The organism is Roseibium polysiphoniae, assembly GCF_014842925.1.
GTDB classification, from domain to species: Bacteria; Pseudomonadota; Alphaproteobacteria; order Rhizobiales; family Stappiaceae; genus Roseibium; species Roseibium polysiphoniae.
On the sequence record NZ_JACYXJ010000002.1, the window covers coordinates 53,233 to 68,049 of the forward strand.

The 14,817-nt window shown below is 56.4% G+C and carries 18 protein-coding genes; 17 read left to right on the forward strand and 1 reads right to left on the reverse strand.

Annotation, left to right across the window (positions count from 1 at the left end; all coding sequences use genetic code 11):
* Positions 1-139 precede the first annotated feature (139 nt).
* Positions 140-481: a helix-turn-helix domain-containing protein gene (locus IG617_RS03860; RefSeq protein WP_192107535.1), complete on the reverse strand. Its 342-nt coding sequence runs from the start codon at positions 479-481 to the stop codon at positions 140-142.
* Between the two features lie 136 nt (positions 482-617).
* Here IG617_RS03860 and IG617_RS03865 point away from each other — a divergent pair, with 136 nt between their 5' ends.
* The 17 genes from IG617_RS03865 to IG617_RS03945 all read left to right on the forward strand — a co-directional run bounded on the left by IG617_RS03865 (position 618) and on the right by IG617_RS03945 (position 14,779).
* Positions 618-896 (forward strand): hypothetical protein, encoded by a 279-nt coding sequence (locus IG617_RS03865; protein WP_192107537.1) that lies wholly within the window; start codon positions 618-620, stop codon positions 894-896.
* A complete protein-coding gene (locus IG617_RS03870; RefSeq protein WP_192107539.1) occupies positions 889-1,863 on the forward strand; it encodes a helix-turn-helix domain-containing protein in 975 nt (324 codons plus the stop codon). Before IG617_RS03865 ends, IG617_RS03870 begins: the two co-directional genes overlap by 8 nt.
* Positions 1,860-2,495, forward strand: coding sequence for a hypothetical protein (locus IG617_RS03875; RefSeq protein WP_192107541.1), 636 nt, complete (start codon positions 1,860-1,862; stop codon positions 2,493-2,495). Before IG617_RS03870 ends, IG617_RS03875 begins: the two co-directional genes overlap by 4 nt.
* Positions 2,482-3,087, forward strand: coding sequence for a hypothetical protein (locus tag IG617_RS03880; RefSeq protein WP_192107543.1), 606 nt, complete (start codon positions 2,482-2,484; stop codon positions 3,085-3,087). The genes IG617_RS03875 and IG617_RS03880 overlap by 14 nt, the downstream gene beginning before the upstream one ends.
* 221 nt (positions 3,088-3,308) lie before the next feature.
* On the forward strand, positions 3,309-3,659 hold the full coding sequence (locus IG617_RS03885; protein WP_192107545.1) for a hypothetical protein: 351 nt from the start codon (positions 3,309-3,311) through the stop codon (positions 3,657-3,659).
* A gap of 110 nt (positions 3,660-3,769) precedes the next feature.
* Positions 3,770-4,933 (forward strand): hypothetical protein, encoded by a 1,164-nt coding sequence (locus IG617_RS03890; RefSeq protein WP_192107547.1) that lies wholly within the window; start codon positions 3,770-3,772, stop codon positions 4,931-4,933.
* 247 nt (positions 4,934-5,180) lie between these two features.
* Complete coding sequence (locus tag IG617_RS03895) at positions 5,181-5,777, forward strand: hypothetical protein (RefSeq protein WP_192107549.1); 597 nt, start codon at positions 5,181-5,183, stop codon at positions 5,775-5,777.
* A 115-nt stretch (positions 5,778-5,892) separates the two neighbouring features.
* The gene (locus tag IG617_RS03900) at positions 5,893-6,516 is read left to right on the forward strand and encodes a DUF1441 family protein (RefSeq protein WP_192107552.1); all 624 of its coding nucleotides are present in this window, start codon (positions 5,893-5,895) and stop codon (positions 6,514-6,516) included.
* A 3-nt stretch (positions 6,517-6,519) separates the two neighbouring features.
* Positions 6,520-8,697: a phage terminase large subunit family protein gene (locus IG617_RS03905; protein WP_192107554.1), complete on the forward strand. Its 2,178-nt coding sequence runs from the start codon at positions 6,520-6,522 to the stop codon at positions 8,695-8,697.
* 1 nt (position 8,698) lies between these two features.
* Positions 8,699-9,271: a ribonuclease H2 subunit B gene (locus tag IG617_RS03910; RefSeq protein WP_192107556.1), complete on the forward strand. Its 573-nt coding sequence runs from the start codon at positions 8,699-8,701 to the stop codon at positions 9,269-9,271.
* Positions 9,271-10,809, forward strand: a complete 1,539-nt coding sequence (locus IG617_RS03915) for a phage portal protein (RefSeq protein WP_192107558.1) — start codon at positions 9,271-9,273, stop codon at positions 10,807-10,809. Before IG617_RS03910 ends, IG617_RS03915 begins: the two co-directional genes overlap by 1 nt.
* A gap of 5 nt (positions 10,810-10,814) precedes the next feature.
* Positions 10,815-12,674, forward strand: a complete 1,860-nt coding sequence (locus IG617_RS03920; protein ID WP_192107560.1) for a phage major capsid protein — start codon at positions 10,815-10,817, stop codon at positions 12,672-12,674.
* A 100-nt stretch (positions 12,675-12,774) separates the two neighbouring features.
* Positions 12,775-13,005: a hypothetical protein gene (locus tag IG617_RS03925; RefSeq protein ID WP_192107562.1), complete on the forward strand. Its 231-nt coding sequence runs from the start codon at positions 12,775-12,777 to the stop codon at positions 13,003-13,005.
* A gap of 180 nt (positions 13,006-13,185) precedes the next feature.
* Positions 13,186-13,506: a head-tail joining protein gene (locus IG617_RS03930; RefSeq protein ID WP_192107564.1), complete on the forward strand. Its 321-nt coding sequence runs from the start codon at positions 13,186-13,188 to the stop codon at positions 13,504-13,506.
* Positions 13,503-13,949, forward strand: a complete 447-nt coding sequence (locus IG617_RS03935) for a hypothetical protein (RefSeq protein ID WP_192107566.1) — start codon at positions 13,503-13,505, stop codon at positions 13,947-13,949. The genes IG617_RS03930 and IG617_RS03935 overlap by 4 nt, the downstream gene beginning before the upstream one ends.
* Before the next feature lie 14 nt (positions 13,950-13,963).
* Entirely contained in the window at positions 13,964-14,356 is a 393-nt protein-coding gene (locus IG617_RS03940; protein WP_192107568.1) for a hypothetical protein, read from the forward strand.
* An 84-nt stretch (positions 14,357-14,440) separates the two neighbouring features.
* Complete coding sequence (locus IG617_RS03945; protein ID WP_192107570.1) at positions 14,441-14,779, forward strand: hypothetical protein; 339 nt, start codon at positions 14,441-14,443, stop codon at positions 14,777-14,779.
* Positions 14,780-14,817: the final 38 nt, after the last annotated feature.

A 14,817-nucleotide genomic window follows, 5' to 3' on the forward strand; every position in this document is an offset into this window, starting at 1 on the left:
ATCGGAATGGGCGGGAGCCGAAACACGGCCAAGGACAGGCTGATCTTGCTGATCAGCCGGATGGACGAAGAGCAGGCGAAACGGCTTCTCGAGGGCATGGACATTAAAATGGTGACCAGACCGGACCGTCCGGCCGCGCCTATCGCTTCAAAAGGCCAGAGGCCTTGAAGCGCTCCAGCTCTGCTTCGGCCTGTTCGTCGGTCATTTTCTCGATCAGCTCGTAAAGCCGGGTCTTGCTTTCGGAAAAGGGATTGTCACTGTCGAGAATGGCCGCGTTTGGAATTTCCAGAATCTTGCAGATCCGTTCCAGCGTTTCCCAGCGCAGGGTGTGGGTTTCGCCGCGCATGAATTTGCTGAGCGTGTTGACGCTGAGATTGGCCGCCTTGCAGACCTGACTTGAATTTGTGCCCTTGTAAGCGATCAGGGCGCGCAAGTTCTTTCGGCGACGGTTCCAAAGGTCTGCATTGTCCTCGTCACTCATGTTCAGATCCTCCCGTTACTAATTTACGCTGATTTTCACCTTTTTAGGTGAAGTTGTGAATATCTCAAAAAACATTTCCTAAGAACTAAGATTTAAAAATAACCTTTAAAGGTGATTATCATCTTTGGAGGTGATTGTGGTCCCTAAATTGGATGTTCCCGATCCTGGCGAATTTCGCCAGTGGATCCGCCTTACAATGCAGGTTCTGGAGATCAACGCCTACCGCTGGTCGGTGCAGGCACAGGTGTCTCCCAATCTGGTTTCCAAGTTTCTGAGCGGCGAACAAAACGACCTGCGGCTGGCAACTGCGAGCGGGCTCGTGCGCGAAGCGGTGCGCCTTGCGGCGGTTGCCGATGTCGCTCTGCCGGGTTTTCACCCAGTGGCAAGGCAGGATGGGGGGCGGTGCGATGTCTGACTTGAAACGGCGGCCGCGCATGTCGATCATTCCCGCCGAAGCCGTCAATGATCCGAATGTGTCGCCGGTGGCGCTGAAGGTGCTGGCCGCGCTTGGGCGGCACACGGACCGGGCGGGCTTCTGCTTTCGGTCCTTGCGCAAATTGGCCGATGAACTGGCGTTGGCGCGCTGCACCGTTCAGCGTGCTGTTGCCAGCCTGATCGAGGCCGGGTGGTTGATCCGGTTTCGCAATCACCGCAAGGACGGCGGCGATTGTTCATCCACTTTCCGGGTGCTGCTGCGACAGCGCAAGCGGGACCGGAATGGCACCTTTCGCACCGAGGATGACGGGCAACCGCCGCAACGGCCACATTACGCGCCAGCTGAGCCGGACGTGGACAGTGCGACCGATCCAGACAGCGACGCTGAAACCAACGGTGGTACCGACGCTGACACTGACGCTGTTGCAGGGATTTTGGAGCAGGATGCGCCGCCTGAAGAGGATGCGATTGCGCAGCCGGGGCGGCTGCGGACGGGAAGCCCCCATAAGAACGACCCAATAAAAACGAAATCTGGAAATGAGCCTGGCGAGGTGCGCCTGCCAAAGCGGCAACGTCAGGAGGCGGCATATGTGCGGGAGGTCAAGCGGCGGCTCTCCAGCCTGGGCTGGGTGGTGACGCCGGGATGGTTCCGCCAAGGGGACGCGCCGATCCGGGCGTGGTTTGCGGGCGGCTGCGACATCGATCGGGACGTGATGCCGCCGATCCTCAACGTGCTTTTGAACGGCGGCGGGCGGCCGTCCAGCCTGTCCTATTTCACCAAGGCCGTGTTCCGGGCAAAAAACGCGCGTGTAGCGATCGAAAACCTGTCGCCGGATGATCCGCTGTTCCGCAACTCCCGTGCGGACAAGGACCGGGCAGAACGCAGGGCCTATTTTGCCGATTTCGAGGCGGTTGCGGCTGAAATCAGCAGCGGGGCCTTGTCATGAGCGAGAACTCTCATGAGGCGGTCATGCGCCTATTCTGCACGCCGATTGCGCCCCTGTTCAAGCGGGTTCCGGGGGGCAATCGCCGGGCGTTCATCCGGGCGGTCTGCCGGTCTCTGCAGGAGTTTGACGATCCGGTCTTGAGCGAGGCCGCGCACCGGATCTTGCGCACCGCCAAGGGCATGACCTGGCCCAATGCCGGGGAGCTTTACCAGACCTGCGCCACCGTGCGCGATGAACTGCGGCGAAAGGCAGAGCAGGCCGCAACAATGGCCGATCGGCAGGAAGGGGCGGCGGGGCAACTGCCGCTGCCCGAAACGGTCGCCGTCGACATCATGATTGCCAAAGATCCGGATCTGGTTCGCTATGCGGTTGAGGGCGACTATCACACGCTCTTGCTGGACCATGTGCGCCAACATCGGGGCTTGCCGGATGATGACACCTGCGAGCGGCTGTTGAACGCCTCGCGGGACAGGCTTGTCAAGGCGCAGGCACAGGCGGCCGCCCATCCCGGACCGATCGAGAATTTCTATCTGCAAGGGCTGTTGAACCGGCGGCGGGCGGTTGCCCGGATGATCGAAAGCGCCTTTGCCGAACGCGAGCAGAAAAGGGGCGCGGCCCATGGCGAAGCTTAAACCTGCCAAACTTGACAACACAGATCCGCTGCGACTGACATCTGCCAAACAGGCGCGGACCAAGGAAGCGGCACGGCGGGCCGGATATCAGCGCGGGGCCTATCTCGAGTGGCTCTACAACAACCGCAAGATCAAGAAGGCGCAATATCTGGCCGGATGCCGGGTGCGGGCGCTTTTTGCCGAACGGGAAGGGCGGGCGAAGAGCATGGACCTGAGCAATGACCGGGTGGATGGCGGCAATCCGGAGCGCGATTTTTTGCGGGTTGCCACCCTGGACGCGGACCGGAGCCTGAAAGACCTTGCGGCGGCGCTGGGGCCGGATCAGGCCTTTGTGCTTTTTCACGGGATCGGGCTTGGCCTTCCCATTCAGGAGGTCGCCGCCTATTTCGTCGAGCCGGACAAGGTGGGCAAGTCGGAGACGGTGGACAGGATATCCAAGGACTATTGCGGGCGGCTCATCAAGGACGGCCTTCATCATGCGGCGTTTTTCTTCGGATATGCCACGCGCGCCGCCGAAACGCAGATCGGAAAACGTTCATACTTCTGGTATGTTAAAGACATATCCACAATCAATGGGGGTGCTGTTGATTGACCAGTGCAGCGCTAATCGCTAGCGTTTGGTCATTCTCCACAAATGCGCCACCGGGAATCCGGGCGGCGCATTTTTCATTGGGGGCGAGTTCTGAGAGTTTATCAAGCTAAAATTGTAAGTTCCATCGATATCCTTTTTTCCTATAATTAGTTATAGTCGTCTCGCGTACAGTGTCGTTTACTGTTGTGTTTATTTCAGTATTTAGAAGGATTTTAAAGTAAATGGATTATAAAGATGTAGAAAAAATAATTTCGAGTAATTTCATAGTTGAAAAAGAAATTTTGGGCGAGAATTTGTTTTCCAAGGTCGTAGAAGGCGCGGTTCTGGGTGAGAGATACGATGTAGCGCCAAGATTTGGGCATGCAATGGATATTGTTTCCGTTGTGGAGGCAGTCAAGTTGGCAGCGGAATTTACCCTGGCCGTATACGGTGTTTTCAAATTACAAAAAGAACTATTCGATAAAAAATCGAAAGAAGTAACCATCATCATCAAAGATGATAAATACAAAGATATTGAAGAAAATATATTAAATGATATTTGTGACGAAGTTTCAAAAGGTAAGTTTTCATGATTCCTGAGCACGGGAAATCCCAGGTGGGGCACCCTATACTTACGCCTATTCAACATATCGCAGCCATATCTAATATGATATCCTCGAGATCATTGTGGATCGTCGCTTTGGTGGCATTTTTTGCGATCCTGTGGCGTCAGAGAGATTTTCTGACCGCCATTGAACCGGTCATATTCGCATTGGCTATTTACTGGGTGACGACCTTTTTAAAATTCGAGATTCTTGAGACGCGGAAGTTCAACAAACTATTTTCCGGGCTTCCACGCAATTTGGATTGGGGAAACTTCAAAGAACTCGATGTTCGGAGCGTCTTAAAAAAGCTGGACGTTCCATATCACGACATTATTGATTCTGGCTTTCGAGCAGGGATGGAGAAAGGTTTTGCTGCTCTCCAAGATCAGAAAACAGCGATGATGGCAGTTGCCGATCGAAATACGTTTTTTGTTGGGTTTCCCGGGCACCCGTTTCCACGGGTTCGATTTTTCCAGTCCGAAAAGCCAATGAATTCAAGCATGGCCTATTACGGTTTTTTGCGGCCAACAATAGTACTTTTTCGAGATAAAATTGACAATTTGACTTGGTTTCAACGGTTTGAAATTTTGCATGAACTTGGGCATGGAACTATGAAAGGCCAATATATGTATGGCTTTTTCTACGTTCATTTGCAGTTCTTAATATTAACTACAATTTTATTGATGGCGGTGGTTCCAGTTGAGGATTATATCTATTTGTGTCCGATATTTTTGGCATATTTTTCATTTGTATTTTGGCTCAATCAGGGAAAGGTAGATGATGAAAGTAGAGCTGATAGCTTTGCACTTCAAAACATGACCTCAGCTGATATTCAGAAGCTATATAGCGCAGTTATCAAATATAATATTCCTCAGGATCCGTCGTTAAGCGAAGGTGAAAACGTAAGGCGGCGACTCCGTCTGCTAAAAATGATAGAAAAGCATAAAAAGACTTCTTCCGCGTTTGGTTGGTTTGATACTGAGATTGACGCTTCGCAAACGGGCTTGGTCTCTAATGCGACCGAAGCAGCAAAGTACTCTCGCCCGTACCGGATTATAAATTTCTTCAAGTTAGTTACGTTATTGTATACGTGCGGTCTTATTCATGGTTATTTTGATCGAGATGTTTGGTGGGTTCTTGTTTTTTGCTTTGCTCTTCTTATTATTTTTCGCTTACTATCTATGCCGAAGGAGCAGTTGCTTAGCGTTATTTTGAGAGTTGGCAGCCTTAGGGATCAGGTAGATAGATATTTTTCTTCTTGATCTGTTACTTGAACATGAGTGAGTTGTCCGGTAGATCTTCGCTGCGCGAGGAATGATCACATGCGCTTAGGGCTCTTGAGACGCAATTATCTAACTGTGCGTCGAGTATTCTGAGGGCCGTCGCGGCTTTTTTTAATCGATCGATTTGCGGTATGGCCGCCACTGCTGTGGTGAATTTCGGGAAAAAGCTGTTAACTCCCGATTACGAGAGCTTTGGATGTCCGCCCCTTTATGGAGGGAGCAAACCATGTTCAGCGTTTCTGTTAACTTCTCTCGATTTTTGGCGGACATCAAGGCTTTAGAGCAACGACAAGTTCCCTATGCGGTATCTTTGGCCTTGAACGCCACGATTGATGATGTAGAGCGCAACACGCAAAAGAGCATGACGCGGCGGTTGGATCGGCCGACACCTTTCACCATGCGCGGCCTTGCCAAGTGGAAGGCGAACAAGCGGAAGTTGCGGGCGTCCGTGTTCTTCAAGGATGCGCAGGCCGGTTACCTGGAAAAACAGGAAACGGGCGGCATACGACGACCCAAGGGCAGGGCTATTCCCGTGCCGGTCGGGCAGCGGGTCAACAAATACGGTAATATGCCAAAAGGGGCGATCAAGCGATTGCTTGCCCGCAAAGACGTGTTTTCGCGAAAGATCAATGGGGTTGCCGGTATATGGCAACGTCCGAAGGGGCGGCGCAAGACGTTGAAGCTTCTTGTGGCCTATCAGCCGAAAGCGACCTATCAGCCGCGCTTGGGCTATCGAGCCGGTGCGCTCAAGACAACACAAGCCCGCATTGGCGTGCACTTCCGCCGTTCAATGTCGCAAGCCTTGAAGACAGCCAGAAGATAGGGCGGGGGTCCTTTCCGGCCTGTCCTGTCTCACGGGGCTATTCGCGACCGTTGGACATTGAAACACGCGTTGAAATTCAAAGCGTTATGATGATCTTTATGTTTATGTTGCGCCCATGCCCGACCGTGAAAAATACCCGTTGCCGGGTCATATCAGGGATGCGGTCGTCAACCGGGCGCAACTGGCAGACGCCTTCAACACGACGGAACCGACCATTGACCGGATGCGCAAGGACGGCATGCCGGTCAAGGAAGAAGGGTCCAACGGGCGTTCCTATCAGTTTCAGTTGTCGGATTGCTATGCCTGGAAGATGGCGCGCGAAGCGGACCGGCATGCGGAAGAAAAACAGGTTGCCGATTCCGTCCGGCAAATGCGCCTTGAATTATTGGGCGGTGATCACAACGACAGCGCCGAACAGCTTCTAAGCCCGAAACAGCGCAAAGAGCTTTACGAGGCTGAACACGCTTACAACAAACTGGCTTCCTTGCGCGGCGAAATGGTGTCGCGGGCGGAAGTGGAAGACCTGTTGAACAAGGTCTTTGATCTGGTGCGCAAGTCGGTCAACGGGATGCCCGACCGGCTGTCGCGGGATGCGGGGTTGAGCGGGCGACAGGCGGAACAAGCAGTTGCTATTGCCGACGACATTTTGAGCGACTTGCACCGGACCTTGACCGACTTTGCCGACGTTGCGGACACCGGGGCTGAACACGACGCGGAAATCCTAGAAGCGGCGGAATAATCAATGAACGCATTTCGGATGCCTGAGCGGCCGCATGGATGGCGGCCGCCGCAATACGCGCGCGCGGTCGGATGCCTTCGCGCCGCCTTGCCGACCATTGCGCCGATCCGCCGTCAAGCTGTCTCGGCGTGGTCGGAACAGTCCCGGTTTCTGCTCGACAACGGATCTGTAGTGCCGTGGCGCAACAGCGTCACGCCCTACATGGTCGAGCCGATGGACACGACAACTTCGCGACGGTTCCGGGCTGCGGTGTTCGTTGGTCCGGCGCGAACCGGCAAGACCGATGCACTGATTTTGAACAAGACTGCGCACACCATCTGTTGCGATCCGCAAGACCTGCGCATTGTCCACATGAGCCAAGATGCGGCGCGGGAATTTTCGCGCAAGAAACTTGGTCAGCTTATCCGCTACACGCCGGACGTTTCGGAGCGTTTGGGGAAAGAGCGCTACGATGACAACACCTTGATCAAGAATTTCGAAGGCAACATGTCCGTTGACGTGGCTTGGCCGGTGGTGGCGAAAATGAGCGCGTCCGATATCCCGCTCATGTTGCTGACAGATTACGACCGCATGCCGGAAGATATCGGCGGCGAAGGAACTGCCTTTGACCTGAGTTTCAAGCGCACGCAAACCTTCGGCTCGCGGGGCATGACCGTCGTTGAAAGTTCTCCTGGCCGCCCGGTTCTCGATGATGACTTTGACGCGCCGGAAACTGAACGGCATCTGGCGCCGCCGTGTACCGGCATCCTGTCGCTTTACAATCGCGGAACGCGGGGCCGGTTCTATTGGCCGTGTCCTGATTGTTCCTCGCTGTTCGAGCCGGATTTCAAGCTGCTGCAATATCCCGAAAAAGGGACACCAGCGGAAAAGGGGGCGGGGGCCTTTCTGGCTTGTCCGCATTGCGGGTGCGTTCTTGAGCACCGGCACAAGCGGGAACGGAACCAATTTGCGCAGTGGCTTCACGAAAGCAGGATCGGCGAGTTGGTGCCGATCCATGATGACAGCTTGCGCGAAACCGACATTGCGAGCTGGTGGCTCAACGGCACTGTTGCGGCTTTCCAGAGTTGGGCGGAACTGGTTACGCGTTACGAAGGGGCGCTGGAAGAATTCGACCGGACACGGGACAGCAAGGCGCTGAAAACAACGATCACGGTTGATCAGGGCAAGCCGTTTTCCGAACGGCTGATTGCCGATGAAGATGAATTGTCGGTCAAGGAACTGAAGGACAGGGCCGAACCCTATGCGCTCAACATCGCGCCTGCCGAAAGTCGTTTTCTGCTCATTGCGGTGGACGTGCAGAAGGGACGGTTTGTGGTCGAGGTCTTCGCCTTTGGCGTCGAGCTGGAACATTGGGTGATCGCCCGGTTTGACATGCACACGCCACCGTCAAGCGCGCCACGGGCGCAAGAGCGGGCGATTGATCCGGCGCGATATTCGGAAGATTGGGACGCGTTGTTTGATCTGCTGGAGCGGGAATTTCCTGTTCTTGGAGCGCCGTTTTCACTGGTGCCGGTTGCCCTGGTCGTTGATGGCTTCGGCGAAGAAGGCGTGACGAAACATGCCTATGCGTTTTATCGCCGGGCAAAGGCGAAGGGGTACCGGGGGCGGGTGTTCATATCAAAGGGCATGCGTGGTTATGACCGCGACCGGGCCGTGTTGCGGACGCCGGAAAAGCAGGAGGGCAAGCGGCTCAAGAAAGCCAGTGATTTGAAAATCCTGCAGATCGGCACCTGGAAAATGAAGAATGAATTGGTGGCGGCGCTGTCGCGTACCGATCCGGGGCCGGGTGCCTGCCACCTGTCCAAAAACTTGCCCACGGACGTTTTCGAAGAGCTTTGCGCCGAAGAAAAAACCTCGAAGGGCTGGGAGTTGAAGAAGGGCAAAAAGCGCAATGAAGCTTTTGACCTTGGCGTCTATGCGCTTGCCCTGGTGATTGTCCTGAAAGGCGAGCGGATCAATTGGGATCGCCCGCCCACGTGGGCGGCGGAGCTTGACCGCAATGCCTTTGCCCGTGCCCGGTCTCTTGCGTTCACGAGCGATAGCAAAGAGCCGGACGCGCAAGACGTGGCGCGCGAAGAAGAGCAGCCGGAACCCAGCCTGGAACCGGCGCAGCAAACGTCAAAACCAAGTCGCAAGAAACGGCCGCGGTCGCGTCGCCGTCGCGGATTCGGGGACTACTGACATGGGAAATCTGTTCGATGAAATCCCGGATGTTGAACCTCTCATCATCCGGGCGGGTGACTTTGTGCAATGGCGCAAGCCGGATCTTGCAGCTGATTATCCGCCAAGCGTTTACGCCCTGGAATATCAATCCGTTATGGAAGCGAATGCATCCATAAGGTTCACTTTGAACGCCACCGATCTGGACGGGGTGTTTGATGTTTCGGCGGCTTCGGCCGCGACCGCTTCCTATGAGACGGGCGTCTATCATTGGGTTGCGGTGATGACGCGGATTTCGGACGGAGCCAAGCGGACCGTCAATCAAGGTCGCTTTGAAGTTCTTGCCGATCTGGCGACAGCGACCGGCGATCAGAGAAGCCACCACGAACGCATGCTTGCGCAGCTTGAAGCCTTGCTGGAAGGGCGCGCGAAGTCGGACGTGGATTCCTATGAAATCGCAGGCCGGAAAATTGCGAAGCTTTCCCCGGAACAGTTGATGGATTGGGCCGCAAAATATCGTCGCCTTGTTCGTAAAGAGCGCGAGCAACGCGCGGGAAACAGCGGCCGCAAGGTTCACAAGGTGAGGTTCCTATAATGGGCATTCTTTCGCGCTGGTTCTCCAAGGGGGGAACTTCGGAACCGGCACGCGCTTCGGCTGCGCGCAAAGTGAACCGCTTGGCCGTGCGCCGGTTCAAGGCCGGGCGGCCGGATCGCATCTCCAGCTTTCCAAGCTCCCTGAACGGACACGGGATTCAGGAGGATGTGCGCCATGCCTTGCGCGGGCTGGTGTCTCACAGCCGCCATGTCAGCCAAAACAACGACTACCTGAAAGCCTTTTACGGGCATGTGCGCCGAAACGTGATCGGTCGCAAGGGCGTGCAGATCAAGCCGCAATCCCGGTTCAATTCCGGTGATCTGGATACGGGCGCAAACACGTTGATCAAGGCCGCGTGGGAAGACTGGGGCAAGCGCGGAAACTGTACGGTTTGCGGCAAGTTCACCTGGAAGGACGTGCAGCGGATCGCAATCAGTTCATGCCCGCGCGATGGCAATTTTCTCTTGCGGCTTTATCAGGGACCTGACTTCGGCAAATACGGTTTTCAAGTCCAAATTCTCGATTTCCTGTCGCTGGATATCGATTTGATCATGGACCTTGGCGGCGGGCGGTACGTCTTTTGCGGGATTGAGTTCAACGCCCTGGATCGGCCGATTGCCTATCACCTGTTCAAGAGCCATCCCGGCCGGGCGGGTTTTCGCGGCGAACGGGTCCGCATCCCTGCCCATGAAATTGTCCACCTCTACAATCCTTACGATCTTTCAACATCCGTTGTCGGTGTGCCGTGGACCCATACGGCTTTGCGCCGCCTTGGCCTGATCGGAGAGTTTGAAGAGGCCGCTGCAGCGAATGCCCGTTGGGGCGCGTCCAAGATGGGCTTTTTTACGAAGAAGACCGACCTTGACGACGAAGGGCCGGTGGCAAGCGGTCAAGCGGCGGAAGACGATGCCGAGGCGCCGGAGCCTGAGATTGACGAGATTGAAGCGGGCCTTCTGGAAACATTGCCGGAAGGTTGGGACTTCAAGGCGTTTGATCCGGCCTATCCGACCGGAGAAATGGCACCTTTCATCAAGACCATGTTGCGCGGCGGCGCGGCCGGTCTTGGTGTGGCCTATACGTCCCTTGCCAATGATCTCGAGGGCTACAGCTATTCCGGATTGCGCGCGGGGCTTGGCGAAGAGCGGGACGAATGGACGATCTTGCAGGACTGGTTCGCCGAACATTTTTGCGCGCCGGTTGCGGGGCGGTGGCTTGATATGGCTTTGCTTACCGGTTCGCTTGATCTGCCCTTTGCCAAGAGAGACAAGTTTTCGGCCATCGCCTGGACGGCGCGCGGATGGCGAAGCGTCAACCCGAAAGACGACGCAACCGCCAATTCATTGGACATGCAAAACCTTCTGAAATCGCCGCAAGAGATTTGCGCCGAACGGGGGCGGTCGCTGGAAGAAGTCTTCGATGATTTCGCGGAAGCGGCCGAACTTGCACAGGGACGCGGGATTGACTTTTGGGCGGCGCTTCAAGGCGGGGCCGAGGTCATGAAAGCGGCGGCGAAAACGCCGGACAGCAAAGAGGACTAACCAACATGGCCAAGAATGAAATTCGGTTGCCGGGGCGCATGTTCCGGCAAGGCATCATTGTGCGCGCTCAAACGGGCGACAGTGAAGAGGTGCCGCAATCGGTTGCTCTGTCGTTTTCCAGCGAAGAACCGGTGGAGCGGTATTTTGGCTTTGAGGTTCTGGGCCACAATTCCGGCGAAGTGGACGCAAGCTTTATGGAAAGCGGGCGTGCCCCCCTGTTAGTCGATCACAGGGCGTCGGTTGAACACCAGATCGGCATTGTTGAAAGCGTTTCCTTTTCGGGCGGCAAGGGCCGCGCGGAAGCCCGTTTTGGCAAAAGCGGGAAAGCGCAGGAAATCGCAAAACGGGTGGCAGACGGGGAAATCGTCAACGTGTCGGTTGGCTACCGCGTCAACGCCATCGAGCTGGCAAAGGACGGCAAGGACGATTTGCCGACCTACCGCGTAACGGATTGGACGCCTTTTGAAATCTCGCTTGTGTCCGTGCCCGCCGATCCTTCGGTTGGTCTTGGTCGTGCGCGGCCGGAAGAGGGCGGCGAAATCACCTTGCAACTCAGCAGAAAGGAACGGCCCATGGCTGCCGAAACAGAAACCCGTTCGGAGGATCCGAACACCCATGAGGATACACAGCGGACCGTTGATCAGGTGCGCGCGGAAGAGCAAACGCGCATTCGCGAAATTGAGGCGGTTGGTGCGCGCTTCAATTGCCGGGACAAGGCACAAGCTGCGATCAAGAACGGCGAAAGCGCCGATCAATTCCGGGGCGCGGTTCTCATGTCCCTTGGTGAACAGGGGCAAGAGCGGATTTCTGCCGCCGCTGACATTGGGCTTTCGCCCAAGGAACGCAAGGCGTTTTCCTTTGTCCGCGCGCTCCACGCTCTTGCCAATCCAAACGATCAGGGTGCGCAGGAAGCCGCCGCCTTTGAACGGGAATGCAGTGCGGTGGCGGCGAAAAAACGCGGCAAGGAACAGGGTGGCATTCTGGTTCCTGCAGATGTCATGCGCACAGGGATGGGCGGTCAGACGCGTTCGCTCAACACTGGCGTTGCGGCGGAAGGCGGCGCGCTTGTCGGCACCGATCTTCTGGCCGGGTCTTTCATCGACCTTTTGCGGGCTCGGGCGGTTGTCCTGAAAATGGGTGCCCGCATGCTGAACGATCTGCAAGGCAATATCGCAATCCCGCGCCTCACGGGCGGGGCGACGGCCTATTGGGTTGGAGAAGACGGCGACGTTCCCGAAAGTCAGCAGGCCGTCGATCAGGTGACCATGACGCCTCACACTCTGGGTGGTCACACCAAGTACAGCCGCAAGCTGCTGCTGCAATCGTCCCTGGACGTTGAAGCCATGGTGCGGGATGACCTGGCCAAGGTACTTGGCCTGGAAATCAGCCGGGCGGCGCTTCACGGCTCCGGGGCGGGGAACCAGCCACAGGGGATTTCCAGTCTGACCGGCGTCAATTCCACAACCTTTGCAGCGGCGTTGCCGACCTGGGGCGAAGTGGTTGCCATGGAAACCGCGGTTGCTACGGATGAAGCGGACATTGGCGCACTTGGCTACATCATCAATCCGGCCATGCGCGGCGGTTTCAAGACCACGGAAAAGGCAGTGGGAACGGCGCGTTTCATCTGGGAGGATGGCGGCACCGTCAACGGTTATCATACCGGGGTCACGACGCAGATTCTGACCGATAACGCCTTCTTCGGCAATTGGGAAGATCTTCTGATTGGTGCTTGGTCAGGTGTTGATCTGACGGTTGATCCTTACACCAATGCGCAGTCGGGGAACGTCCGTGTCATTGCCTTGCAGGACGTGGACATTGCAGGCCGTCATCCGGGGTCTTTCTGCCACTCCTACTACACCGCGTAACCCTGAGAACACCACAGACGATGAACCGGCCGCGTTAGCGGCTTTTTTTATGCCTGAGTGCAGGCCGGGCAACCGGCCTGCCTGATTGGAGACTTCGAAAATGTCTGACACCAAACAAATCAAGATCCTGAAAGACACCGTTTGTGGTGCGAAACCGGTCAAGGCGGGCGACATCGTAACGGCCGGAAAGGCCGATGCCCGGCTGTTGATCAATTTGAAGAAGGCCGAAGAGGTGAAAGCCAAAGACGCTGAACAAACCGGCACGGGCGGGAAGCCGGGCGACGACGACGAAAAGGGCGGCGAGGCCGGGACAAAAGGCGTCGGCAAGTAACCATTTCGGGAAACTGGAAGGCGGGATCGTGGGGCGGTCCTGCCTTTTTTTGGGGGGGGTAAATGAACAAGCCAGTGCCGAAGCCGCCCGCAACGCGGGGCGGTGATTCAAGGAAACAAACGCGCGTGATCGGCCTTCCGAAAGGTGCGGGGCAGATCGTCACGCGGGAAGGGGGCTGAAATGGCCTTGGATTTGGAAGCCGATTTGGCGGCGTTTTTCAGCACGGACGACTTTGCGATGGTTGCCGCCTATGCCCTGGAAGGGGGCGGGGCGGGAACCCTTGTCGGCATTTTCGACAGGCCGGATTCTATTACGGAATTGGGAGAGGCCGGATTTGTCGCGTCGGCGCCGACGTTCACCGTGCAAACATCGACAATTCCGGCCGGTCTTGCTGAAGACGACACGCTGACAATTGAGGGCGTTGCCTATCGGGTCACCCATGAACCGGAAGCAGATGGAACCGGTGTTTCCGTCATCACCCTGGAAGGGGTCTTGCCGTGACACACGTTCGCCAACAAGTGCGGGACGCCGTGATTTCCAGTCTTGCGGACCTGCCGACCACGGGCGGCAATTGCCATTCAATGCGGACCTATCCGCGCGGTGAAAAGGCCGACCCGGCGTTGCTTGTCTACATTCTTCAAGAGCGGTCCGAAACATTCGGCATTGGTGGGCCGGGGCGTGATCTTGAACGCCAGATTGCCGTCACCATTGAGGCACAGGCGCGGGGGGCTGGCTTTGATGACACGCTGGACCAAATCGCCGCCGAAGTCGAAACGGTCATGTTTGCAAATCGCAAACTTGGCGGGCTGGCGATCGACACCACCTTGGTTGAAACGCGGCTGGAGTTGGCGACAGATCGAGACGACCGGCGTTCAGGGGTCTTGATCCTCACTTATCAAGTTTCGGTCGATGGGCCGGAAGGAAACCCGGAAGTGGTCAGTTAGGAAAGGAACAGAAAATGCCTGTGGTTCACGGGAATGAAGGGGCCGTTGCTATCGGCGCGGATACGGTCGCCAAGGTGCAAGACTTCACTTTGACCATTGAAGCGCCGGTGTCGGACGCAACGGGCATGGGCGATCAGTGGGAAGACCACGAGCTTGGCGCGGCCAAGCGTTGGACTGGTTCAATCAACGCCAAGCGGGTCAAGGATGATGACGGCCAAAACGCGCTTGTTGCCGGAGCGCAGGTGACCTTGCATCTCTACGGCGAAGGCGATGTGTCGGGCGAAAAATACTATTCCGGCATTGCCACGGTCACCAGCGTTGGCCGGTCGCAAAACCGTTCGGACACGGTGGATGTGAGTTTTGACTTCACCGGCAAGGGTGAACTGACGCAGCCGACCGTGGCCTAAGCCAGACCACCTAAAAACGACTTTGCAAAAAGGGCAGCAATTCGCTGCCCTTTTGCGTTTCTCAAGAGCCAAAAGGAACGGGGCATGAAAGCGATTGATGTTGTGGTTGGCCACTACAAGCGAAACCGGGGAAGCGTGGTTGATGTGCCGGAATGGAGCGAAACAAAAGAGCCCTTCAAAGTCTATTTCGATCCGATGACGCCGAAGGAACGCAAGCGGATCAACGCCGAAAATGACGGGTTTTTCAACGCGGAAGCTCATGTTGATACGCTGATCATGAAAGCCCTGGACGAAAGCGGCGAACCGCTGTTCACGGCCGAGGACCGGCACCGGCTGTTGACCGAGGCGGATGGCGCAATCATCGGGCGCATTGCCCTGACCATCGCCATGCCGACCGATCGGCGGACCTTGGCAAAAAACTGAGATCCGATCCGGGGCGGCAATTCCTCTTTCAGCTTGCG